The sequence below is a fragment of the Frigoribacterium sp. Leaf44 genome (assembly GCF_001421865.1).
Taxonomy (GTDB): Bacteria; Actinomycetota; Actinomycetes; order Actinomycetales; family Microbacteriaceae; genus Frigoribacterium.
In genome coordinates this window covers 614,289-636,780 of sequence record NZ_LMLG01000001.1, presented here as the reverse complement: position 1 = coordinate 636,780, position 22,492 = coordinate 614,289, and the positions used below count along the sequence as shown (strand labels likewise).

Genomic DNA, 22,492 nt, shown 5'->3' with positions numbered 1-22,492 from the left:
GGCCTCCATCCGGGGCCGCCCGCCGTCACTCCCCCGCGGCACCGCCGCGGCCGCACCATGGAACGGAACACCCCGATGCGCCTCGAACTCATCCGCCACGGTCAGACCGACTGGAACCTCGCCGACAAGCTCCAGGGCTCGTCCGACATCCCGCTGAACGACACGGGTCGCGGCCAGGCCCTCGAGGCGGCGCGGCTGCTGGCCGGCGTCGAGTGGAGCGCCATCGTGTCGTCGCCGCTCGAGCGCGCCCGCGAGACCGCCGAGATCATCGCCGCCGAGCTCGGCATCGAGTTGGGCGACGCCTACGACGAACTGATCGAGCGGGACTACGCCTCGCACGAGGGCCGCACCCCCGAGTCGCCGATCCCCGACCAGCCCAACGCCGACTACCCCGACATCGAACCCCGCGAGTCGGTCGCCGCCCGGGGCGTCGGCGCGCTCGAGATGATCCGCGACACGCGACTGCCGCTCGACGGTGACGACGCCCACATCGTCGTCGTCTGCCACGGCACGATCATCCGCTTCACCCTCGCCGAGATCCTCGGCCGCGAGGTCCCGCACATCGAGAACGCCGCGGCGAACACGGTCGAGTGGGACGGCACCGCCTGGCAGGTGCTGAGCATCAACGGCGGGGTCCTCGACACGCCCATCGACTGACACCCGGTGCCCCACGGGGCACGACGAGAACGAAGGAGGCGCGGCCACGCAGGTCGCGCCTCCTGCGTTTCTCGTCTGGTCGTGTCGGGTCAGGCCCGTGGCCCTGGCATGGTCCGAGCCGACCGACGGGAGGGCTCACTGCGTACTGAACCCGATGGCTCGGAGGGATCGGGCCGCACCGAACCCGACCACTCGCAGGGCTCACGGCGTGCCGAACCCGACCACTCGCAGGGCTCACGGCATGCCGAACCCGACCACTCGCAGGGCTCACGGCGTGCCGAACCCGACAACTCCTGCGCGACGCGCCGCTCAGTTCTCCCTGAGCAGACGGCTGGAGGCCTCCTGGTCGCGATGTGCACAGGACGAGCGGGCGGGGACGAGCGGGCGGAGCGGGCAGGGGTGAGGGCGGGTGGTTCCGCTCGGGGAGGGCGAACGGGGGTCAGAGGCCGGGGGCGGCGGTGCCGCGCTCGGCGACGACGCGCTGACCGACGACGGCGCTGACGCCGTCCTGACGCATCGAGACGCCGTAGAGGGCGTCGGCGATCTCCATCGTGCGCTTCTGGTGCGTGATGACGATGAGCTGGCTCGACTCGCGCAGGTCCTCGAAGATGGTCAGCAACCGGCCGAGGTTCGCGTCGTCGAGGGCCGCCTCGACCTCGTCCATGATGTAGAACGGGCTCGGCCGGGCCTTGAAGATCGCGATCAGCAGCGCCACGGCGGCCAGCGATCGCTCGCCGCCCGACAGCAACGACAGCCGCTCGATCTTCTTGCCGGCCGGCTTCACCGTCACCTCGATGCCGGTCGCCAGCAGGTCGTCGGGGTCGGTCAGGTGCAGCGAGCCGCTGCCTCCCGGGAAGAGGATCGGGAACACCTGGTCGAAGGCGGCCTGGGTGTCGGCGAACGCACTCGCGAAGATGGTCTGCATCTTGTCGTCGATCTCGTCGATGATCGTCAGCAGGTCCTTGCGGGTGCCGGTCAGGTCGGCCAGCTGCTCGGTCAGGAAGAGATGGCGCTGTTCGAGCGCCGCGAACTCCTCGAGGGCCAGCGGGTTGACCCTCCCGAGCCGCGCGAGCTTCTTCTCGGCCACGGCGAGCCGGCGCTGCTGGGCCGCCCGCTCGAAGGGCACGCCCCGAGGAGGCGCGGCGTCGCCCCCGGGGAGCGTCGCGTCGTCGAGGTCGGTGGCGCCGTCGGGTGCGCGATCGGCGGCACGGGCGGCATGCTCCCCCGCGGCGTCGTCCTCGCCCGCGGCCTCGACGTCGCCCGCGGCCTCGACGTCGACCAGGTCGACCTCGTCGTCGACGGACGGTCGGACCACGACCTCGTCGTCACCCGGCACGGGCACGTGTGGTCCGTACTCGGCCACGAGCACGTCCTCGACGAGGCCGAGCTCGGAGCCGGCTCGTTCGAGCAGCCCGGACAGGTGCAGCTTCTTCTCGTAGATCTCCATCTCGAGTCCGTGCACGCTCTCGGTCACGGTGGCGAGCCGGTCGCGCAGCTCGCGCTCGGCCCGGCGCAGCGCCTGCAGCTCGGTGTTCTGCTCTGCCCGGGCCGCCTCGGCCTCGGCCAGCACCGCGCGCGCCTCGGCCACCGACCGGGCGACCGCGTCCAGGGTCGGCGGCAGGGCCTCGAGCACCGACGACGTGGCGGCCATCTGCCGCTGCCGCACCACCGTCCGACGCGCCTGGAGCTCGGCAGCCGCCCGTTGCTCGTCGAGCTGGCGTTGCAGTGCCTCGGCCCGGGCCATCTCGGCGCGGACCCGTTCGCGGACGGTCTCGAGGGCGATGCGACGCTCGGTCTCGACGGCCCGCGCGCTCTCGACCTCGGCCAGCAGGCCGTCACGCGCCGACGCGTCGAGCAGCGGCCGCGGGCGGGCAGCGTGCTCGTCGTGGGCGGCCGACGCCGCGTCGACGGCACGGCTCGCGGCGTCGACGGCCTCGACCGACGCCTCGAGGGCGTCGGAGAGACGGTCGACCTCGGCCTCGGCGGCCTCGACCCGGGCACGCAGACGACCGAGCTTTTGCCCGTGGGAGGTGACCCGCGCCTCCTCGTCCCGGGCGGCTGCCGCCGCCTCTTTCGCACGGGTGCGCGTCGCGGCGAGACGGTCCCGCAGCTCGGCGAGTTCGGGGGCGAGGCGCTCGATCTCGGTGGCCACGCCGGTGAGCCGGTCGGCGGCCGCGTCGCGCTCGGCGACGAGCTCGAGGCGCGACCGCTCGGCACCCGACCCGCCGCGCAGCACGTAGTCGGTCAGCACCTCGCCCGCCCGTGTGATGACGGTCACGGGGACCGGGTGGCCGGCGAGTGCCTGCCAGGCCGAGCGCGCGACCACGAGGTCGTCGGCCACGACGGTGGCGGCCAGCAGCCCGAGCACCCCGGGAGGCGCGGTGACGACGGCGGTGGCGGCGACGGCTCCGGTCGGGAGGTCGACGTCGAGCGTCGACAGGGGACGCACGGGCTCGGCCACGACGACCTCGACCCGGCCCAGCTCGGCCTCGGTGGCGTGCGCGACGGCGTCGACCGCGGCCTCGACGTCGTCGGCCAGCACCGAGTCGACCACGCTGCCGAGCGCCGCGGCGACGGCGGCCTCGTAACCGGGACGCACCTGCACGTGCTCGGCCACCAAGCCGCGGATGCCCGGTCGGGCCGCGGCCACGAGAGCGGCCGTGGCGTCGTTCTGGTCGAGGGCGAGCGACAGGGCGCTCCGCCGGGCCGCGAGGGCGTCGCGCTCGCGTTCGGCCGCGTGCAGGCGGTCGCGCAGCTCGTCGACGCTCGCCGTGAGAGCCGTCAGCTGCTCTTCGGCCTCGGCCTGGACGGCGGCGTGATCGACCCCGTCGGCGTCGGCACGCGGCGACCGCTGCTCGAGCTCGGCGTACTCGGCCCGTCCGGCGTCCCGACGCGCCTCGGCGGCCTCGAGCGCGGCGCGCTGACGCAGCTGCTCGCCCCGGACGGCGGCGAGCCCCGACCGCGCCGTCTCGAGGGCGCCACGCAGGCGGGTGGCCTCTAGGTCGTGTTGCGAGACGAGGACGCTCTGCGCCTGGATCTCGACGTCGAGGGCGTCGAGGGACGCACGGACCGTGGCCAGCTCGGCCCCGGCCGCCCCCACCGCCGCCTCGGCCTGCGAGACGTCGCCGCGCAGGCGCTCGGCCTCGTCGCGGGCGTCGGCGACCATGCCCGCGCTGACGGTGGTCGCCACGGCGGGCTGGTCCGCCTGCTGGGCGAGCAGCTGGAGCCGCTGCTGCGCGAGGCTCGACAGGCTGCGCAGGCGCTCGTGGACCGACTCGAGTCCGAAGACCACCCGGCGGGCGTCGTCGACGGCGTCGCCGACCATGGCCTGCTCGAGGCGGTGCTCACGCTGCTTGTTCTCGTCGAGGCGGTCCTGCAGCACGAGGCGCTCGCTCTTGCGCTCGGCCTCGGTGCTCGACCGGGCCGTGAGCGACTCCCGCAGGGCGACGACCTCGTCCGCCAGGAGACGGGCGCGGGCGTCCCGGACGACCGCGGCGATGGTCTGCGCCTCGCGGGCGATCTCGGCCTGGCGCCCGAGCGGTTTGAGTTGACGGCGGAGCTCGCCCGCGAGGTCGCTGAGCCGTGTGAGGTTCGTCTGCATGGCCTCGAGCTTGCGGAGGGTCTTCTCCTTGCGACGACGGTGTTTGAGGATGCCGGCGGCCTCCTCGACGAAGCCCCGGCGGTCCTCCGGGGTGGCGCGCAGCACGGCGTCGAGCTGCCCCTGCCCCACGATGACGTGCATCTCGCGGCCGAGGCCGGAGTCGCTGAGCAGCTCTTGGACGTCGAGCAGCCGGCACCCCTCGCCGTTGATGGCGTACTCGCTGCCACCGTTGCGGAAGAGGGTACGGCTGATCGTCACCTCGGTGTAGTCGATCGGCAGGGCCCCGTCGGAGTTGTCGATCGTCAACACCACCTGCGCCCGACCGAGCGGACCGCGGGTCGAGGTGCCGGCGAAGATGACGTCCTCCATCTTGCCGCCGCGGAGGTTCTTCGCCCCCTGCTCGCCCATCACCCAGGCGAGGGCGTCGACGACGTTGCTCTTGCCCGAACCGTTCGGGCCGACGACGCAGGTGACCCCCGGCTCGAAGGCGAACGTGGTCGCCGAGGCGAACGACTTGAAGCCCTTGAGCGTGAGGCTCTTCAGGTACATGCGCCGCGCCTCCTCGGGGCTCGTGACGGGTGGTGGACCGGGCGGACCGGGGCGTCGACGGCAGGTCGTGACCCGTTCTCAAGGATACGGGTGGAGGCCCCGCCGTCCGGGGAGGCGGGCGGCGCCGGACGAGGCGGGGGTCAGCGCGTGCGCACCCGCTGGCAGCGAGGGCAGAAGTGGCTCGAGCGGTTCATGAACGCCTCGCGCACGATGGGGGTGCCGCACCGCGGGCAGGGGCGACCTTGCTGCCCGTACGCGGCGAGGCTGTGGCTGAAGTAACCCGACTGGCCGTTGACGTTGACGTACTGGGCGTCGAAGCTCGTCCCGCCCTCGCCGAGGGCCCTGAGCAGCACGACCCGCACCTCGGCCAGCAGCACGCGGGCCCGCGCCCTCGACAACGACTCGGTCGGCTGCTCGGGGTGCACCCGCGCGGCCCAGAGGCTCTCGTCGGCGTAGATGTTGCCCACCCCGCTCAGCAGACCCTGGTCGAGCAGCGCGCGCTTGACACCGGTGCGTCGGGCCAGCAGGCGGGTGATCACCCGCGGCTCGTCGAAGGCCGGGTCGAGCGGGTCGCGCGCGATGTGCGAGACCTGCTGCGGCACCCGGCGCACCCAGGCGGCCGGATCGGCGTCGGTGCCGGCGGTGGTGGTCGGCCGGGCGTCCGTCCCGGCCTCGACCGCGGCCTCGGCGTCGGACCCCAGGAGGCGCGGGCCGGCGAACCCCGCCGCCCGCCCGTCCAGCGTGGGCACGGTCTCGTCGAGGGCCATCGAGCCGAAGATGCGCTGGTCGACGAAGGCGAGTCGCACGGGGCCGAGCGACGGGCTGTCGACCTCGAGCCGGATGCGCATCAGACGGTCGGGCTCGGCGTCCCGGCTGCGGAGCAGGACCTGACCGCTCATGCCGAGGTGAGCCACGAGGGCCAGGGGCTGCTCGTGCGGCTCGGCCGGCTCGAAGGGGAACCAGAGGAACTTGCCCCGGCGGACGGCCGAGTCGATCGTGCCACCGACCAAGCGGTCGACGAAGTCGTCGCTCGGACCGCGGTGCCGCTTGAGCGACCGCTGGTCGAGGACGTCGACCGCCGTCACCACGGCACCGGCCACCACGGGGTGCAGACCGGCCCGGACGACCTCGACCTCGGGCAGTTCGGGCACGGTCAGGCGGTGGAGGCGGCGGCCCGACGGGCGGCGGCCACCCCGGCGGCCGACGCGTTGAGCGACGTCCAGGCCCCGAGGGCGGCGGCCATCTCGGCCTGCTTCTTGCTGCTGCCCGACCCCTCGGCGACGCCCTGCTCGTCACCCAGGGCGACGACCGCGTGGAAACGCTTGTCGTGATCGGGACCACTGTCGGTGACCGAGTACGAAGGCATGCCCCGACCCAGGGTCGCAGCCAGTTCTTGCAGGCTGGTCTTGGGGTCCATCGCGGCACCGAAACGATCGGGGTCGACGAGCAGCGGCGCCACGAGACGCAGCACGAGTGCCGTGGCAGCCTCGCCCCCGGCCTCGAGGTACGTCGCGCCGATGATGGCCTCGACGGTGTCGGCCAGGATCGAGTGCTTGTCCCGACCGCCGGTCAACTCTTCGCCGCGACCGAGGCGCAGGTACGGGCCGAGACCGATGATCCGTGCGACCTCGGCCAGGGCGACGGTGCTGACGAGACTGGCCCGACGCTTCGCGAGGTCGCCCTCGTCGAGGTCGGGGTTCTCGGTGAAGAGCATGACCGTGACGGCCTGGCCCAGGATGGAGTCGCCGAGGAACTCGAGGCGCTCGTTGTTGCCGACGCCGCCGTGCTCGTACGAGTACGACCGGTGCGTGAGCGCCTGGTCGATCAGGTCGTCGCTGAGCTCGATCTGCAGTCGGGACAAGAGAACAGCCCGGTCGGCACCAGGGCTCGACTCGGGCTGACTCATGCGCTCACCGCGAGGGTGGACGGGTTCACGTCGGTGATCAGACGTCGGCGACCTTGCGGCCCTTGTACTCCATGTACAGGGCGGTGCCGGCGCTGTCCTCGACGACCTTGGCACGGTGCGGCAGGCTGTAGGTGACCTTGCCGTTCTCGATCGTCTTGACGAGCTGGACCGGCGTGGCCTTCCACTGCGAACGACGAGCGTGCGTGTTGGAGCGTGACTGCTTGCGCTTCGGGACGGCCATGGGTTTCTCTTCTCTCTGTCGGCACCCTCACGGGTGCCTGGGTCTGACGATGGTGGGTGACGCGGTGGTGTTCAGTGCTGCTCGTCGGCCGGGCGCTGGTCGTCGTGACCGGTTCCCTGTGACGTGCCGTCGGCGGGTGCCGATTCAGCCTGGAACCCTGCCAGGGCCGACCAGCGGGGGTCGGCGATCTCGCGGGGCTGGTAGTCGGGGATGTCGTCCACGCGCTCGCCCGTTTCGGGGTCGAGGCCCGGACAATCCGGCCGACAGACCGGCTGGAAGGGCAGTGACAGAACCACTGCGTCTCTGACCACGGGTTCAAGATCCACGTGATCGTCTTGAACCTGATAGTCAAAAGCTTCGTCGACATCGTACGCGAAAAGCTCGGCGAAATCGACTTCGACGGGCTCGGAGATGTCACGGAGGCATCGGCTGCACTCACCGACCGCCGTGCCCGAGACGTGCGCGGACACCAGGATGCCGTCGTGCAGCCCCTCGAGCTTGACGTCGATCGCGATCTCGGCACCCTTCGGCACCGAGATCTGTCCCTCGCCGAGCTTCTCGGGCACGACGACGTCGAGTTCGTGCTCGCGCATCTCGCCCGGACGGTGCACGAGGTCGAACACCGGGACGGTGTAGGGGGTCTGGCTGAAATGAGGCACGAAGAGAGAGTTTACGCCGTCGAGCCGGACGCCGCCTCCGTGCCCCCGACGAGCGATCGCGGCGCGATGGTCGCCACGACGCGCTGCCCCACGGACGAGGAGGCGCGGAGCCCGTCGATCACGCGGCGCGCGTCCGCCTGCACCTGCCGAGCGGCCGGCTCGGCCCCGAAGCGCTCGACCTGCAGGGCGTCCAGCAGCGCGACCGAGGCGACCCGCGCCTCCTCGGCCCTGCTCGTCCGGCCGGAGGACGGTGCCGTCGCGGTGCCGGTCACGGCACCGTGGCCGACGCCCCCCACCCCGAGTCGCTGCGCCAGCAGGCCGGCGACGGCCGGCGGGGTCATCGTGGCCGTCACCGGGACACCCAGGTCTCGAGCGGTGTCGACCACCTCGTGCCAGGCGTGCAGCGCCAGGTCGGGCGGGGACGCCGACAATCGGCGACGTCGGCGGCCCGCGCGCAGACCCGAGGGGACGACGAGGGCGGCGAGCACGAGCGCCGCGAGCACCGACAGGGCGATCGACGGGACCGGTCCGACGCCGGAGCCCGGACCCGAGGCGGCGGACGTCGGCGTGGCGCTCGCGCTCGGAGCCGCACCGGTCGGGGCGGTCGAGGCCGACGGGGCCGTGCTCGCGTCGGGCGCGGTGCTCGCGTCGTCGCTGGGGACGTCGCTCGGCTCGACGCCGGTCTGCTGCAGGTACTGCTGAGGGGCGCCGAGGCCGACGGTCGGCTCGAAGGGGACCCAGCCGAGCCCGGCGAAGTACAGCTCGGGCCAGGTGTGCAGGTCGTCGCTGCTCACCCGGAACGCGGCGTCGTCACCGACGCCCTGCAGGTCGCCCGGCAGGAAGCCCACGGCCACCCGCGAGGGGATGCCCAGCGTCCGGGCCATGACCGCCATCGCCGAGGCGAAGTGGACGCAGTACCCGCTGCGGACCTGCAGGAACGTCTCGATCGCGTCGAGGCCGCTCCCGTCGTAGCCGCGCTGGACAGGGGTGTCCTCCGAGTACGTGAAGTCGCCGTCGCGGAAGAAGTCCTGCAGCTCGACGGCCGCGTCGAACGGGTTGGCCGAGCCGGCGGTCACCTCGGCGGCGAGGTCGGTGACGGTCTGCGGCACCTCGTCGACCGAGAGGTAGGGCGCCATGTCGGGCCCCGTGTCGTCGAGCGAGGCGACGACCTGTTCGGGGCTCGGGTCGACGGGCCGACTCGTCACCTCGTACTCGAGGCCCTGCGTGCCCTCGGAGTCGCTGCGGACGGTGACGCCGCTCTCGTCGACGAACCGCCACCCGTCGTCGAGCCCCTCGATGGTGGTCGGCGGCACCGGGACGGGCAGGTACGGACTGCGGAGCGCCCCGATCGTGACGTCCGTCGTGACGTCGCGTCGTGCGGTGCCCGGGTCGATGCCGGGAGCGTCGGGCAGGGTGTCGAGCGTGTTGAGCGGGTCGAGCGGCACGTCGGCCGGACTCCAGGTGCGGCCCGAGAAGTCGACGAGGTCGACGAGCTTGAGGTAGGTGCCCTGCGGATCGTCGGTCCGGTACGACAGGACGGTGACCGGGGCACCCCGCCGCAGGTCGTCGCCGAGGTCGATGATGGGGTTCACGCCGGTCGCGAGGCCGGCACCGGTGCCCGAACCGGTCAACGGCGCCACGCCCGTGAGGGGAACGACGGCGGTCAGGAGCCCGGCCACGGCGACCGACGCGGCGGCACCGACGAGACCGGCGCGCGAGGGTCGTCGCCCCGTGGAGACCATCAGCAGCACGAGGTAGGCCAGCACGGTCGCCACCACCCAGGGCCAGCTCGTCACGACGCCCGGGACGAAGGTCGGCACGGCCAGGACGAGGGCCGGGAAGACCCCGGTCACGACCGGCAGCTGCCCCACCGACGACAGCAGGTCGGTGACGACGGCGACGACGAGGACCGAGAGTGCCACCGTGACCAGCAGGCCGTCGTTGACCTCGACGGGGGCCGATCCCTCGACGATGGCCGCGTTGGCCTGAGCCGAGAGCTCGGGGATGCGCGCGAAGGTGGCACCCGTCGGCACGACGCCGAGCAGGGCCGTCCCCCCCGAGGCGAAGGCCGTCGTGACGAGCGCGCCGAGGACCGCCCCGCCGACCACGCCCAGCCAGGAGGCGCCTCCCAGCGCCCGCACGGCGAGGGACGCACCCAGCACGACGGCGGCCACGACGGCACCCGCGACCCACCAGCCGACCCCGACGAAGACGGGGTGCAGGCTCGCGAGCGAGAGGACGAGCACGAGCCAGAGCAGAGCCGTGGTCTGCCAGCGGGCCGCGCCCGTGGGCTCGGCCCCGAAGAACCCCACGCGCGTCGACGAGTCAGTCATCGAGGACCCCCGAGGTCGTGATCAGGCGGCCGACGTCGACGCTCGAGTCGGTCTCGACGACCCGCCAGCCGGAGTCACGCAGGGCGCCGGCGACCTCGTCGGGGGCGAGCACGCGGTCGTCGCCCCGGCCCGGACCGTCGGCGAGGCGTGCGGGTCGTGAGGTCAGGCCGGCGCCGAGGGGCAGGGCGGCCGTGACGACGACGGCGATCGCCGACGACCCGGGAGCCCTCGAGGCGACGAGCAGCTCGAGGTCGAGCCGGCCCAGGCCTGAGACGACCGCCACGACGGGCTCCCGGGGCGACGGGGCGGGAGCCGGTGCCCCGAGCGCGTCGTCGAGCCGCAGGTCGGCGAGGTCGTCGAGGAACCCCGTGGTCGACTCCGGGTCGTGCCGGGCGACGAGCGTGCCGCCGGGTGTCGTCAGCACGGTCGCGGACCCCGCGTGGCCGATCTCGACCGCGATGGTCGCGGCGAACGAGACCGCCCACTCGAACGCGTCGCTGACGAGCGGGATCGAGGCGGTCGCCGGCCTCACCCGGACGCCGCTCGTCGGCGGCACCGTCGGACGTGCGTCGGACCATCCCTCGGCCGCGACGGCGATGACGACCCGCGCGCTGGGCAGGCCGTGCTGCTCTTCTTGTCGGACCATGAGCTCACCGTGCCGGGCCGTCGCCTTCCAGTGCACCCGACGCATCGGGTCACCCCGGCGGTACTCGCGCGTGACCGGATCGTCCTCGCCACCGGCCAGGCTGTGCTCGCGCTGCCGTCTCGACCCGTCACCCAGGGCACGGGACTCGCGCCCGAGCCCCACCTCGACGACGTCGGGCACGACGACGAACTCGGCCACGCCGGCCGCCACGACCCGTCGCCGGGCGACGCCGTACGACTCGACGAGGTCGACGTGCAGGGGGCCGATGCGGTGCCGACCGCGCGGCAGGTCGTGGTGACGGAAGACCGCCGAGGAGGCACGGCCCGGCACGAGCAGGACGGCCGCGGCCTCGGAGTCGGACAGTCGCCCGAACGGCAGCTGCTCGCGGACCCGCACCGTGCCGGAGGTCCGCCCCCCTCGGGGAAGGACCGTGACCGTCTCGACGGCGGACCACCCCGCGACGCCGCGGTCGGGGGTGAAACGGCGGGCGACCCGCACGTCGGCCGTGCGGAAGAGCAGCGACACCGTGACGGCCACGATCAGCACGACGAGCGTCGAGCCGGCGAACACGAGGGCCGGGGCCTGCAGCAGCCAGCCCACGAGCACGACGAGCACCCCGGCGGCGAGCACGCCGACGCCTCGGCCGGTCGGCCTGGGGACCCCACCCCGTCTCACGGTCAGCGCGCGTCGGTCGCGTCGCCGAGCGGGACGGGGGTCTGTTCGACGACCTCGGCGACGAGGTCGTAGGCCGCGGAGACCGCCCCTGCACCGGCTCGACCGGCGAGGATGACCCGGTGGCCGAGGACGGGACCGGTGAGGGCGTCGACGTCGTCGGGGACCACGTAGCCACGGCCGTTGAGGGCGGCCCAGGACTTGGCCGCCCTCATGAGCTGCAGGGTCGCGCGGGGGCTGGCCCCGAGACGCACGTCGGGGTGGACGCGCGTCGCCTGGACGATCCGCACGGCGTATTCTTCGACCGCCTGCGCGGTGTAGACCGTGCGGACGGCGGCGATCATGCGCGTGAGCTCGTCGAGCGAGACGAGCGGACGCAGGGTGTCGAGGGGGCTGACCCGCTCACGCTGCTGCAGCATGCGCAACTCGCTGCGGGCGTCGGGGTAGCCCAGCGAGATGCGGGCCATGAACCGGTCGCGCTGGGCCTCGGGCAGGTTGTAGGTGCCCTCCATCTCGACGGGGTTCTGCGTCGCCACGACGAGGAACGGCGAGGGCAGCGGGTGCGTGATGCCGTCGACGGTCACCTGGCGCTCTTCGAGGCTCTCGAGCAACGCCGACTGCGTCTTCGGCGAGGCGCGGTTGATCTCGTCGCCGATGACGACGTTGGCGAAGACGGGACCGGGCTTGAACTCGAACCCGCCGCTCTGCCGGTCGTAGACCGAGACGCCCGTGATGTCGCTCGGCAGCAGGTCGGGGGTGAACTGGATGCGGGTGACGGTCGCGTCGACCGCCTTGGCGAGCGCCCGGGCCAGCTGGGTCTTGCCGACCCCCGGGACGTCCTCGATCAACAGGTGGCCCTCGGCGAGCAGGACGGTGAGCGCCGTCGAGATGGCGCCGTCCTTGCCGTCGATCACGGTGGCCACGGCCTCGAGGATGCCCCTCGCGCGCTGCTGGACCTCGGCGAGCGACATCGTGGGCCCGGAGCCGGTCGCGCGGACGGCGGCGGGCTCGACGGTGGGGTCGTTGGTCGTGGTCATCGCGGCGTCCTCATGGGTGGGGTCGGGGTCAGGTCGTGCTGAGGTAGGCGGCGACGGCGTCGGGCACGTAGGGCGACACGTCCCCGCCGAGCGAGGCCACCTGCCGCACGAGCGAGCTCGACACGTGGGCATGGGCCGGGTCGGGGAGCAAGAAGACGGTCTCGACACCGGCGAGGCTGCGGTTCATGATCGCCATCGGGGTCTCGTAGGCGACGTCGACCTGCGAGCGGATGCCCTTGACGAGCACGCTCGCCCCGACCTCGGTGCAGTAGTCGACGAGCAACCCGACGCTCCAGCTGTGGACCGTGACAGTCTCGGGCAGCCCGGCCGCCCGGAGCGATTCGGTGAGCAGGGAGACGCGCTGCGCGAGGGGCAGCAGCGCACTCTTCTCGGGGTTGTGGACGACGAGGACGTGGACCTCGTCGAAGATGTTGGCGGCCCGGGCGATCACGTCCACGTGCCCGAGGGTCACGGGGTCGAACGAACCCGGCACGACGGCGATCCTGCTCATCCGGTCACTGTATCCCGCCGACCCCGGACGGACACCCAGGGCGAAGGCGGCGTCGAGGACGCGTCACGCACCACGGCGTGCTCAGTTCTTGCCCATGGCCTCGCGGCCCCGGTCGTCGAGTCGACGCGCGATGGCCGCCGCGAGGGCGGGGTGGTCGACCAGGCGCGGGTCGTCGTCGAGGACCTCGGCCGCGTGCTCGCGGGCGAGGCCGATGAGGTCGCCGTCGCGGGCCACCCGCAGCAGACGCAGGGACGAACGGCCGCCCGACTGGAGGTTGCCGAGCACGTCGCCCTCGCGACGCAGGTCGAGGTCGACCTGCGCGAGCTCGAAGCCGTCGAGCGTGGCCGCGACCGCGTCCACCCGCTCACGCGCGACCGTGTCGGCCGCCGCGTGCGTGACGAGCAGACAGAGCCCCGGGTGACCGCCGCGGCCCACGCGACCGCGCAACTGGTGCAGTTGCGAGACGCCGAACCGGTCGGCGTCGAGAACGACCATGGTCGAGGCGTTCGGCACGTCGACACCCACCTCGATGACCGTCGTCGCCACGAGCACGTCGATGTCGCCGGCCGCGAAGCGACGCATGACGTCGTCCTTCTCGTCGGACGACATGCGTCCGTGGAGGGGCTCGATGCGCAGCCCGGCCAACACGGGGATGGTGGGCACCCGGGCCATGACCCCCTCGACGCTCGCGCGTTCGGGTGCCGGCGCCTCGGCCACGTCGGCCCCGTGCGCGTCGTCGCCGGGTGCGACCTCGGCATCGGGCGGGTCGCCGGGTTCGGCCGTGACCGCGTCGATCGCCGGGCAGACGACGAACACCTGTCGCCCCTTCGCCACCTCTTCGGCCGAGCGCTGCCAGATGCGACCGCCCCAGGTCGGGTGGTCGGCGAGGGGCACGACGAACGACTCGATCGGCTGGCGCCCCTTCGGCAGCTCGGCGATGGTCGACACGTCGAGGTCGCCGAAGACCGTCATGGCCACGGTGCGCGGGATCGGCGTCGCGGTCAGGACGAGCACGTGCGGCGGTGTGGCGCCTTTCTTGCGCAGCGCCTCACGCTGGTCGACGCCGAAGCGGTGCTGCTCGTCGACGACGACGAGGCCGAGGTCGAAGAACTCGACGGCCTCGCTGATCAGGGCGTGGGTGCCCACGACGACGTGCGCCTGGCCGCTGACGATGGACAGCAGCGCCTTCTTGCGCTGGGCGACCGTCATCTGGCCGGTCAACAGGGTCGGGCGGAGACGGGCCGCCAGGTCGGGACCGAGGGTGGCCGTGATGGATCGCAGGTGCTGGGCCGCGAGCACCTCGGTCGGGGCCAGCAGGGCCGACTGGCCGCCGCTCTCGGCCACCGCGAGCATGGCCCGCAGGGCGACGAGGGTCTTGCCCGAGCCGACCTCGCCCTGCACGAGGCGGTTCATCGGCACCTCGGCCTCGAGGTCGCGGGTGATCTCGTCGCCGACGAGGCGCTGGTCGCCCGTCCGCTCGAAGGGCAGGGCGGCGTCGAAGGCGGCGAGCAGGCCGTCGGGTGCGGCCCGACGGGGGGTCGCGGCCGACCGACGCACGAGCGCCCGCTGCTGCAGCAGGGCGCTCTGCAGCACGAAGGCCTCGTCGAACCGCAGGGTGTCGCGGGCCGTGAGGTGGTCGCGATCGGTCTCGGGACGGTGGATGCGCTCGTACGCCTCGGACACGGGCATCAGGTCGAGTTCGGACCGGACCGACGCCGGCACCGCGTCGTCGATCGGCGGCAGGCCGTCGAGCAGCACCTCGACCGACTTCTGCACCTGCCAGGACGCCACGGAGGCGCTGGCCGGGTAGATCGGGATGGGCTGCTTCGCCCACTTCTGGGCCTGCTGGTCGCCGACCCCGGCGACGGCCTCGTGCGAGGCGTCGAACAGCTCGTAGTCGGGGTGCGCCAGCTGGCGCAGCCCCCGGTAGTCGCCGACCTTGCCGGCGAAGATGCCCCGGGCCCCCGGCACCAGGTCCTTGGCCCGCCACGCCTGGTTGAAGAAGGTGAGCGTGAGGATGCCCTGGCCGTCGCCGATGCGCACCTCGAGGATCGACCCGCGCCGGGCGCGCATCGTGCGTTCGCGGACGTCCAGCACCTGGGCGACGATCGTGACGGACTCGCCCAGCGGCAGCTGGTCGAGCGCCGTGAGCTCGCCCCGCCGGGCGTAGCGCCGAGGGAAGTGCGTCAGCAGGTCGCCGACCGTGCGCAGGCCGAAGGCCTTCTGCAGGGCGGTGGCCGTCCGGCCGCCGAGGGCCCCGGCCAGCGACGCGTCGAGGGGTGAGTCGGGCACGGACCCCACGCTAGTGCCCGCCCCCGACAGCCCCCTCGCCGAACGGCGCCGGCCCCGTCGGGCCGACCCGCGGTCAGAGCGAGAAGGAGTACCCGCCGGAGGCGCGGGTCGCCTTCGCGAGGTCGGCCACGTGCCCGTCGTCGTTCACCTCGAGGGCCCGCAGCTGTCGCCCCACCCCGCGCGCGGACTGCTTGCAGAATCCGACGGCGAGGTGACGCTCCGCGTCGGAGTCGGCCCGCGCCTCCTGCAGGGCCGTCGAGGCCCGCGACAGGACGGCCGTCTGCGCGTAGATGCCGCTCGCCGCGTCGGCGAGGCGCTTCTGCACGAGCTGCTTCTCTTGCACCTTCTTGCCGTGCTTGCGGAGCGCCCCCTCGGTGCGCTCGCGCAGCCGCGAGACCTGGTCTCCGAGCTCGGCGGCCTGCTTGGCGAGCGCGGGATGGACCCCGACCGGCCGTTCGGGCCGGATGCGGCGCTGGACGCGGCCCGCGACGTACGGCGCGAGCACCCCGAGCGCCCGTCCGGGCTCACCGATGCGGAGCGACGCCACGTCGGGCAGCTCCTCGCTGAGCGTCTTGAGGCCGTTCAGGGCGACGAACGCGCGCAGGACGTCGTTGGCCCCCTCGAAGATCGGGAAGATGCGGAAGTCGCGCAGGGCCTTGGAGAGCGGGTGACCTTCCATGTACGCCTCGCCTCCGTGCAGCTGCACCGCCCGGTTGAGGGCGTACCAGCCGGTGTCGCTCGCCGCGACCTTGGTCAGCGCGGACTCGAGCGCGAAGTCGGTGTCGCCGCGGTCGACGAGGCCCGTGGTCAGGTACGACATCGACTCGACGCCGTAGATCTGCTGGGTCATCCACGCGAGTTTGTCGCCGACCATCTCGAAGTCGGCGAGCGGTCTGCCGAACTGGTGCCGCGCCTCCGTGTGGTCGAGGCTCAGCTCGAGGAACCTCTTCATGCCGCCCGCGATGGCCGTGCCCATCGACATGCGACCGTTGTTGAGCGTGTTGACCGCGATGCGGAAGCCGTCGCCCGGCTCGCCGAGGAGGTTCTCGGCGGGCACCCGGACGTCCTTGAAGTGCACGCGCTGCAGGTGGTTGGCCTTGAGGCCGTGCGTCTCGAACCGCGGGCCGGTGCTCAGCCCCTCCATGCCCTTCTCGACGATCAGTGCGACGTGCCCGAGGTCGCTCTGCGCGAAGACCGTCAGGACGTCCTTGTCGCCGTTGCCGATCCACCGCTTCTCGCCGTTCAGCAGCCAGCTGCCGTCGCTCTGCCGCTCGGCCCGGGTCTCGAGCGCGTAGGCGTCGCTGCCGACGTTCGGCTCGGTGAGCACGAACGCCGCGAGCTTGCGGCCGCTCGCCAGGTCGGGCAGCCAACGGGCCTTCTGGTCGTCGGTGCCGAAGAGGTGCAGCGGCTTGGTGCCGATCGACTGGTGCACCCCCATGACCGTGGCCAGGGTGCCGTCGACCCGACCGAACTCCTCGTACACGCGGCAGTAGGCGCTCTGGCCGAGCCCGAGTCCGCCGTACTCCTCGGAGACGAAGAGTCCCATCAGGCCCCGCTCGCCCAGCTCGCGCACCAGGTCGTCGCCGATCCATCCCTCGCGTTCGGCCTTCAGCGGGTCGTAGCCGGCGAGCACCTCACGGGCGGACGCCGAGACCGTCTCGACCCGGGCCTTCTCGGCCGCCGTCATCTGCGGGTACGGGAAGACGAGTTCGGAGGCGATGCGCCCCGCGAAGAGCGACTTCGTGAAGGAGGGCCTGACGGTACGATCGACGCTGGTCATGGCACCGATGCTGCCGACGTCGGCGGGCACCGCCAACTCGGTTGTGCAGGTCCGACGACCGGGCGGGGCGGTCGACGGTGATGCGTTGTCGGGATGCTCGAACCGCGTGCGTGCCGGGTGCGTGCCCGGTGCGCGCCGGGTGTCGCGCGTCGACCTGGCATGGTTGACCCCATGTCCCGCATCATCTCCGGCTTCGCCGACAACCTCTCGCTCGTCGTCCCCAAGGTCGGGACGCGGCCCACGAGCGACCGGGTGCGCGAGGCGCTGTTCTCGTCGCTCGACGCGCGCGACGAGATCCGGGGCCGGCGCGTGCTCGACCTCTACGCCGGCACGGGGGGCCTCGGGCTCGAGGCGGCGTCGCGAGGGGCCGCCTCGGTCGTCCTCGTCGAGAAGGCCCCGGCCGCCGCGAAGGTGTTGCGCCGCAACGTCGAGTCCGTGCTGGCACGGGCCCCCCGACCGCCGCGCGGCACTCCCCCGCGCGTCGACGTGGTCACCCAGCCCGTGCGGTCGTACCTCGAGGGCGGCTCGGCGCTCGTCGACCTCGTCTTCTTCGACCCGCCCTACGAGCTGTCGGCCGCCGACCTCACCGCCGACCTCACGGCCCTGCTGCCCTCGCTCGACGAGCAGGCCCTCGTCGTCGTCGAGCGCGCCTCGCGCGACGGAGAACCGGGCTGGCCCGAGGGCCTCACCCTCGACGTCAAGAAACAGTACGGCGACACGACGGTCTGGTTCGCGCTGCGCGACTGACCCCCGGCAGGAGGCGCGGGCCGGCTCGTCAGCCCTGCTCCCCCGACCACAGGCGGTACGGGTCCCACCCGCCGGACTCGCCGAGGTCGGAACCGTCGACGGTGACGCGGGGCGCGCCTCCTGCCGGATCACGGACCGTGCCGACGGCGCGGAAACCACCGGGCAGCGCGACGTCGGGCGGGAACGTGGCGAACAGGGAGTGGTCCTCACCGCCCGAGAGCGCGAGCCGCGGGTCGTCGCCCAGCGCCCGGGCCGACAGGTCGACCACGACGCCGGAGGCGCGGGCCACCCGGCCGGCGTCGAGGGCGAGGCCGTCCGACAGGTCGAGCATCGCGGTCGCCCCGGCAAGCGCCGCCGAGCGGCCGTCGGCCACGGGCGGGCTCGGAGCGAGGTGCCAGCCGACGTCCGGGTCGCGCTCGCGCAGGGCGGCGGCCGCGGCGGCGTCGGGCACCCCGTCGTGGTCGACGCCGAGGCGGAACAGCAGGTCGAGCCCGCGCGCCGAGCGGCCGAGCGCGCCGGACACCGCGACGACGTCGCCGACGCGCGCCCCGTCCCGCCGCACGGGCGGGCGCCCCTCGAGGTCGCCGAACGCCGTCACCGCGACCGTGAAGGTCGGCGACACCGAGAGGTCGCCGCCGACGACCCCCGTGCCCGGGGCCATCACGGAACAACCCGCACGCAGACCGTCCGCGAAGGCCTCGAGTTCGGTCACGCCGGTGTCGCCGGGCACTGCGAGGGCGACCACCAGCGCCGTGGGCCGAGCGCCCATCGCCGCCACGTCGGCCAGGTTCGACGCCGCGGCCTTCCAGCCGAGGTCGTACGACGTCGACCACGCGCGTCGGAAGTCGGGGCCGTGCACCATGAGGTCGGTCGTGACGACGAACCGGCCGTCGGGTGCCGCGACCACGGCCGCGTCGTCACCGGGACCGAGCAGCGTGTCGTCGCCGCGGGGCAGGCGGGGCAGGATGCGGGCGAGGGTGGCGAGCTCGCCGACGCCCTCGACGGTGTCGGCGTCGGCCGGGCGGGGGTCCGTGGAGCGTCGTTCCATGTGCTGAACGGTAGCCTGGATGCGATGTCGAACCCGTCCTCGCGCCTCACCGCGCGCCTCCCTCCCCGTCTTCGCGTCCCGGCCCTCGTGCTCGTCGGGGCCGGTCTCGCGACGACGCTCGTCGGCTGCTCGCAAGCCGTCCCGATGCAGCCCGCCGCGGGGGCGAACGACCCGGCGTGCGCGCAGGTCACCGTCCACCTGCCCGAGGTCGTCGACGACGGACAGGACCGCCGCGAGACGGACGCCCAGGCGACCGGCGCCTGGGGTTCGCCCACGAGCGTGCTGCTGCACTGCGGCGTCGAGACGCCCGCCGTGTCCGACCTGCCCTGCTACGACATCCAGGGCGTGGACTGGCTCGTCGATCAAGACCCGGACGATGCCGAGACCTCGATCCTCACCACGTACGGCCGCGAGCCGGGCGTGCAGGTGATCGTCGACACCACCAAGGCGAACGGCGGCAACGTGCTGCGCGACCTGGCCGACGCGGTCGGCTACCTGCCGAACGACGGCAAGGAGTGCGTCGGAGCCGGCGACCTGCCCGGCTCCGCCGGGTCGGCCGACGAGCCGACCGCGACGCCGACGCACTAGGGCCGGTCTCGGGGGCGGACGAGCTCCGTCAGCGCTCGGTCTCGAGGCCGAGAGCGATGAGTTCGTCGATCAGCTCGGGGTAGCTGAGGCCGCTCGCCAGCCAGCAGGCGGGGAACATCGAGATGGGTGTGAAGCCGGGCATCGTGTTGACCTCGTTGATCACCCACCCGTCGTCCGTCAAGAAGAAGTCGACCCGGGCCAGGCCCGTGCCGTCGATCGCCTCGAACGCCAGGGCGGCGAGCCGCTGCATCTCGGCCAGGTCGCCCGGTGCGAGATCGGCGGGGCAGACCAGGTCGGCCCCGGGGGCACCGAGGTACTTCGACTCGAAGTCGTAGAACGTGTCGTCCGCGAGGACGATCTCGCCCGCGACCGACGTGCGGGGCGCCGCCCCGTCGCGTCCACCGAGCACGGCGCATTCGATCTCGCGACCGACGACGGCGGACTCGACGAGCACCTTGTGGTCCTCGGCGAAGGCCTTCGCCATGGCCGCGGCGAGATCGGCGGGCGAGTCGACGCGGGACACCCCGACGCTCGACCCGGCTCGGGCGGGCTTGACGAACATCGGGTAGCCGAGCGCCTCGACGTCGCCGGCGACACGGTCGGGCGCGGCATCCCAGTCTCGACGGCGGACGGTTCGCCACGGGGCGACGGCCACGCCGGCCGCCTGCAGCACCGTCTTGGTGAAGTGCTTGTCCATGCCGAGCGACGAGGCGAGCACGCCCGCCCCGACGTAGGGCAGCCCGGTCAGTTCGAGCAGGCCCTGCACCGTGCCGTCCTCGCCGAACGGACCGTGCAGGATCGGGAACACCACGTCGACCTCGCCCAGCAGGCGCGTCGTGCCGTCGGGCTCGGTGACGGTCAGCTCACGGGTGGTGGACGACTCGGGCCAGTGCACGCGCGTGCCGTTGTCGACGACGGTCGGCAGCGTCTCGGCATCGAGCGCGAAGCTCGCCGCGTCGTCGGGCTGGAGGGTGAACGCCCCGTCGACGGTGATGCCCACGGGCACCACGTCGTAGCGGGTTCGGTCGATCGCCGAGAGGACTCCCCCGGCCGTGGCGCAGCTGATCGAGTGCTCGCTGGAGCGGCCACCGAAGAGGACGACCACGACGGTCTTCGCCGCCCCGGGTGCCGAGGTCCCGACCGACGAGATGTCGGCCGACGAGACGTCGACCGACGAGATGTCGGCCGACGAGATGTCGGCCGACGAGATGTCGGCCGCGGCGAGGCGGGTGGTCGCGGTGGGCTCGGTGCTCGCCATGAGGGGCCTTTCGTCGGTGTCACGGCCCGCGGGCCGACCCGCGGTGGGCGGGCTCTGGTCGTCGCACGCCCCCGGCGAGGACGACCGGCGGTCACTCGCCCTGCGGCTCGTCCGTCTCGGTGAGGTGCGGGGCGATGTTGCGCGGGTCGAGTGTACCGGCGAGCACCTCGGCCACCTGCTGGACGATGGGCATGTCGACACCGCGCGACCGGGCGAGTTCGAGGATCGGAGCGACGGAGGCCAGCCCCTCGGCGGTCTGGTTCATCTGGCGCACGACGTCGCCGAAGGCGTAACCCTGCCCGAGCAGCCGACCCGCCGTGTTGTTGCGCGAGAGCGGCGACTCGCAGGTGGCGATGAGGTCGCCCAACCCGGCGAGACCGGCGAGGGTCTCGGCCTTGGCCCCGAACGACACGGCGAACGCGGTCATCTCGGCCAGTCCGCGCGTGATGATCGAGGCTTTGGTGTTCTCGCCGTACCCGACGCCGTCGACGATGCCGATCGCGACGGCGATCAGGTTCTTGAGGACGCCGCCGAACTCGGTGCCGATCACGTCGGTGTTCACGAACGACCGGAAGTACGGGTTGGTGGCGGTGGCCGCCACCAGGGTCGCCGTGTCGAGGCTGTACGACGACACGACGGCGGCCGTGGGCTGCCGCTTCGCGATCTCGAGGGCGAGGTTGGGCCCCGACGCGACGGCGATCAGGTCGCGGTCGATGCCGAGCTCGGCCTCGATCACCTCGCTCATGCGCAACCCGGTGGCCTTCTCGACGCCCTTCATCAGGCTGACGACCGGCACGCCGGACGGGACCATGCCGCGGATCGCGGTCAGGTTGTCGCGGAGCGTCTGGCTGGGGACCGACAGGTAGACCTGCTCGGCACCCGCCAGGGCCTGCTCGACCGACGGGGTCGCGACGAGGGTGCGGGGCAGGTTGATGCCCGGCAGGTAGTCGCTGTTGCGCTTGCTCTCGGTGATCTCGCGGGCCACCTCGGGTCGACGGGCCCAGAGCGTGACGTCCGCGCCCCCCTCGGCGAGGACCTTGGCGAAGGTCGTGCCCCAGCTGCCCGATCCCAGGACGGCGACCCGGCGCGGGATCGAGTCGCGCATGACGATCGAGATCGCCTCGGTCGTGACCGCCCCTTCTCCGAGGGCCTCGATGGCGCCTTCGCGTGACTCGGAGCTACTCAAAGCGGCCTGTCTCCTTCTGGTGGTTCTTGGTGGGGTTCCAGCGTTCGACGGGTGCCTTCTCGCCCCGCAGCCGCTCGACCAGCTCGGTGACGGCGTCCATCACGAGGGCGGTGGCGGCCGTGACCGAGGCCTGGTCGAGGGGACGATCGCGGAAGGCCGAGAGGTCGACGGGGTCGCCGATCACGACGGCGATGCGCTTGCGCGGGAAGGCGTGCAGCCGACTCGAGTAGCGACCCATGAGGTGCTGGCTGCCCCAGTGCGCCATCGGGACGACCGGCACCCCGGCGGCGAGGGCGAGGCGCACGGCACCGCTCTTGCCCTTCATGGGCCAGAGGTCGGGGTCGCGGGTGAGGGTGCCCTCGGGGTAGACGATCACGCCACCGCCCCGGGCGACGAGCAGACGCCCGGCCGCCAGGGGGTCGTGGTCGTGGGTACGACCCGCCCGCTCGACGGGGATGTGCCCCATCGCGTGCATCATGCGGCCGAACACCGGCACCCGGAACAGGGACGCCTTCGCGAGGAAGCGCGGCACCCGCCCGAGTGACCACATCACTCGACCGACGACCACCGGGTCGATGTTCGTGTAGTGGTTCGGGGTCAGCACGAACGCACCCTCGGCCGGCAGCTTGTCGCCGTCGACGATGTCGATCCGGGCCATGAGGTCGAAGAGGGGCGCGGCAGGAGTCGCGAGGACTCGGAAGAACGCGCCCTTCTCCTTGCGACGCCTGCGCGCCGGGACCGGGACGACAGGGGCGTCGGGGTCGGCTGTCGACACCGGTCG

The 22,492-nt window shown here is 72.9% G+C and carries 18 protein-coding genes; 3 read left to right on the top strand and 15 right to left on the bottom strand.

Annotated features, from left to right (window positions below; all coding sequences use genetic code 11):
- Nucleotides 1–657 (top strand): histidine phosphatase family protein (locus ASE87_RS02945; RefSeq protein ID WP_369813989.1); only part of this gene is annotated, 657 nt, incomplete at its 5' end.
- 439 nt (nt 658–1,096) lie between these two features.
- Here ASE87_RS02945 and ASE87_RS02940 read toward each other — a convergent pair.
- The 11 genes from ASE87_RS02940 to ASE87_RS02890 form a co-directional block, all read right to left on the bottom strand.
- Nucleotides 1,097–4,807 carry an AAA family ATPase gene (locus ASE87_RS02940; RefSeq protein ID WP_056225788.1) on the bottom strand — a complete coding sequence of 1,237 codons (3,711 nt, stop codon included), beginning with the start codon at nt 4,805–4,807 and terminating at the stop codon, nt 1,097–1,099.
- Between the two features lie 140 nt (nt 4,808–4,947).
- Entirely contained in the window at nt 4,948–5,958 is a 1,011-nt protein-coding gene (locus ASE87_RS02935) for an Fpg/Nei family DNA glycosylase (protein ID WP_056225785.1), read from the bottom strand.
- 2 nt (nt 5,959–5,960) lie between these two features.
- A complete protein-coding gene (rnc, locus tag ASE87_RS02930; RefSeq protein ID WP_043593936.1) occupies nt 5,961–6,713 on the bottom strand; it encodes a ribonuclease III in 753 nt (250 codons plus the stop codon).
- Between the two features lie 37 nt (nt 6,714–6,750).
- Nucleotides 6,751–6,954, bottom strand: a complete 204-nt coding sequence (gene rpmF, locus ASE87_RS02925) for a 50S ribosomal protein L32 (RefSeq protein ID WP_043593937.1) — start codon at nt 6,952–6,954, stop codon at nt 6,751–6,753.
- Between the two features lie 71 nt (nt 6,955–7,025).
- Nucleotides 7,026–7,613, bottom strand: coding sequence for a DUF177 domain-containing protein (locus tag ASE87_RS02920; RefSeq protein ID WP_369813988.1), 588 nt, complete (start codon nt 7,611–7,613; stop codon nt 7,026–7,028).
- 11 nt (nt 7,614–7,624) lie between these two features.
- A complete protein-coding gene (locus ASE87_RS02915; RefSeq protein ID WP_056225783.1) occupies nt 7,625–9,946 on the bottom strand; it encodes a transglutaminaseTgpA domain-containing protein in 2,322 nt (773 codons plus the stop codon).
- On the bottom strand, nt 9,939–11,222 hold the full coding sequence (locus tag ASE87_RS02910; RefSeq protein ID WP_043593941.1) for a DUF58 domain-containing protein: 1,284 nt from the start codon (nt 11,220–11,222) through the stop codon (nt 9,939–9,941). Before ASE87_RS02910 ends, ASE87_RS02915 begins: the two co-directional genes overlap by 8 nt.
- A 47-nt stretch (nt 11,223–11,269) precedes the next feature.
- Nucleotides 11,270–12,301, bottom strand: a complete 1,032-nt coding sequence (locus ASE87_RS02905) for an AAA family ATPase (protein WP_369700689.1) — start codon at nt 12,299–12,301, stop codon at nt 11,270–11,272.
- A gap of 28 nt (nt 12,302–12,329) precedes the next feature.
- Nucleotides 12,330–12,812, bottom strand: a complete 483-nt coding sequence (gene coaD / locus ASE87_RS02900) for a pantetheine-phosphate adenylyltransferase (RefSeq protein WP_043593942.1) — start codon at nt 12,810–12,812, stop codon at nt 12,330–12,332.
- Nucleotides 12,813–12,893: 81 nt separating this feature from the next.
- Nucleotides 12,894–15,104: an ATP-dependent DNA helicase RecG gene (locus ASE87_RS02895; RefSeq protein ID WP_157489655.1), complete on the bottom strand. Its 2,211-nt coding sequence runs from the start codon at nt 15,102–15,104 to the stop codon at nt 12,894–12,896.
- Between the two features lie 73 nt (nt 15,105–15,177).
- The gene (locus ASE87_RS02890; RefSeq protein ID WP_157489654.1) at nt 15,178–16,884 is read right to left on the bottom strand and encodes an acyl-CoA dehydrogenase family protein; all 1,707 of its coding nucleotides are present in this window, start codon (nt 16,882–16,884) and stop codon (nt 15,178–15,180) included.
- 171 nt (nt 16,885–17,055) lie between these two features.
- On the opposite strand from ASE87_RS02890, the gene rsmD reads away from it, so the two are divergent.
- The gene (rsmD, locus tag ASE87_RS02885) at nt 17,056–17,631 is read left to right on the top strand and encodes a 16S rRNA (guanine(966)-N(2))-methyltransferase RsmD (protein WP_043593946.1); all 576 of its coding nucleotides are present in this window, start codon (nt 17,056–17,058) and stop codon (nt 17,629–17,631) included.
- Nucleotides 17,632–17,659: 28 nt separating this feature from the next.
- Here the strand turns inward: rsmD and thiL are convergent, their stop codons facing one another.
- Nucleotides 17,660–18,679: a thiamine-phosphate kinase gene (gene thiL / locus ASE87_RS02880; protein ID WP_056225775.1), complete on the bottom strand. Its 1,020-nt coding sequence runs from the start codon at nt 18,677–18,679 to the stop codon at nt 17,660–17,662.
- Between the two features lie 24 nt (nt 18,680–18,703).
- Here thiL and ASE87_RS02875 point away from each other — a divergent pair, with 24 nt between their 5' ends.
- Nucleotides 18,704–19,267: a DUF3515 family protein gene (locus ASE87_RS02875; protein ID WP_082452254.1), complete on the top strand. Its 564-nt coding sequence runs from the start codon at nt 18,704–18,706 to the stop codon at nt 19,265–19,267.
- Nucleotides 19,268–19,295: 28 nt separating this feature from the next.
- On the opposite strand, the gene ASE87_RS02870 is transcribed toward ASE87_RS02875, so the two are convergent.
- The 3 genes from ASE87_RS02870 to ASE87_RS02860 all read right to left on the bottom strand — a co-directional run bounded on the left by ASE87_RS02870 (nt 19,296) and on the right by ASE87_RS02860 (nt 22,486).
- Nucleotides 19,296–20,525 (bottom strand): D-alanine--D-alanine ligase family protein, encoded by a 1,230-nt coding sequence (locus ASE87_RS02870; RefSeq protein ID WP_082452253.1) that lies wholly within the window; start codon nt 20,523–20,525, stop codon nt 19,296–19,298.
- Between the two features lie 91 nt (nt 20,526–20,616).
- Nucleotides 20,617–21,630, bottom strand: a complete 1,014-nt coding sequence (locus ASE87_RS02865; RefSeq protein ID WP_043594016.1) for an NAD(P)H-dependent glycerol-3-phosphate dehydrogenase — start codon at nt 21,628–21,630, stop codon at nt 20,617–20,619.
- 73 nt (nt 21,631–21,703) lie between these two features.
- The gene (locus tag ASE87_RS02860; RefSeq protein ID WP_043593951.1) at nt 21,704–22,486 is read right to left on the bottom strand and encodes a 1-acyl-sn-glycerol-3-phosphate acyltransferase; all 783 of its coding nucleotides are present in this window, start codon (nt 22,484–22,486) and stop codon (nt 21,704–21,706) included.
- Nucleotides 22,487–22,492 lie beyond the last annotated feature (6 nt).

Bases quoted from the DNA above. Each gene is read 5' to 3' on its own strand.
- ASE87_RS02940 (WP_056225788.1), bottom strand. From the start codon at position 4,807: ATGTACCTGAAGAGCCTCACGCTCAAGGGCTTCAAGTCGTTCGCCTCG.
- rnc (WP_043593936.1), bottom strand. From the start codon at position 6,713: ATGAGTCAGCCCGAGTCGAGCCCTGGTGCCGACCGGGCTGTTCTCTTG.
- rpmF (WP_043593937.1), bottom strand. From the start codon at position 6,954: ATGGCCGTCCCGAAGCGCAAGCAGTCACGCTCCAACACGCACGCTCGT.
- ASE87_RS02915 (WP_056225783.1), bottom strand. From the start codon at position 9,946: ATGACTGACTCGTCGACGCGCGTGGGGTTCTTCGGGGCCGAGCCCACG.
- ASE87_RS02905 (WP_369700689.1), bottom strand. From the start codon at position 12,301: ATGACCACGACCAACGACCCCACCGTCGAGCCCGCCGCCGTCCGCGCG.
- coaD (WP_043593942.1), bottom strand. From the start codon at position 12,812: ATGAGCAGGATCGCCGTCGTGCCGGGTTCGTTCGACCCCGTGACCCTC.
- ASE87_RS02890 (WP_157489654.1), bottom strand. From the start codon at position 16,884: ATGACCAGCGTCGATCGTACCGTCAGGCCCTCCTTCACGAAGTCGCTC.
- rsmD (WP_043593946.1), top strand. From the start codon at position 17,056: ATGTCCCGCATCATCTCCGGCTTCGCCGACAACCTCTCGCTCGTCGTC.
- thiL (WP_056225775.1), bottom strand. From the start codon at position 18,679: ATGGAACGACGCTCCACGGACCCCCGCCCGGCCGACGCCGACACCGTC.
- ASE87_RS02875 (WP_082452254.1), top strand. From the start codon at position 18,704: ATGTCGAACCCGTCCTCGCGCCTCACCGCGCGCCTCCCTCCCCGTCTT.
- ASE87_RS02870 (WP_082452253.1), bottom strand. From the start codon at position 20,525: ATGGCGAGCACCGAGCCCACCGCGACCACCCGCCTCGCCGCGGCCGAC.
- ASE87_RS02865 (WP_043594016.1), bottom strand. From the start codon at position 21,630: ATGCGCGACTCGATCCCGCGCCGGGTCGCCGTCCTGGGATCGGGCAGC.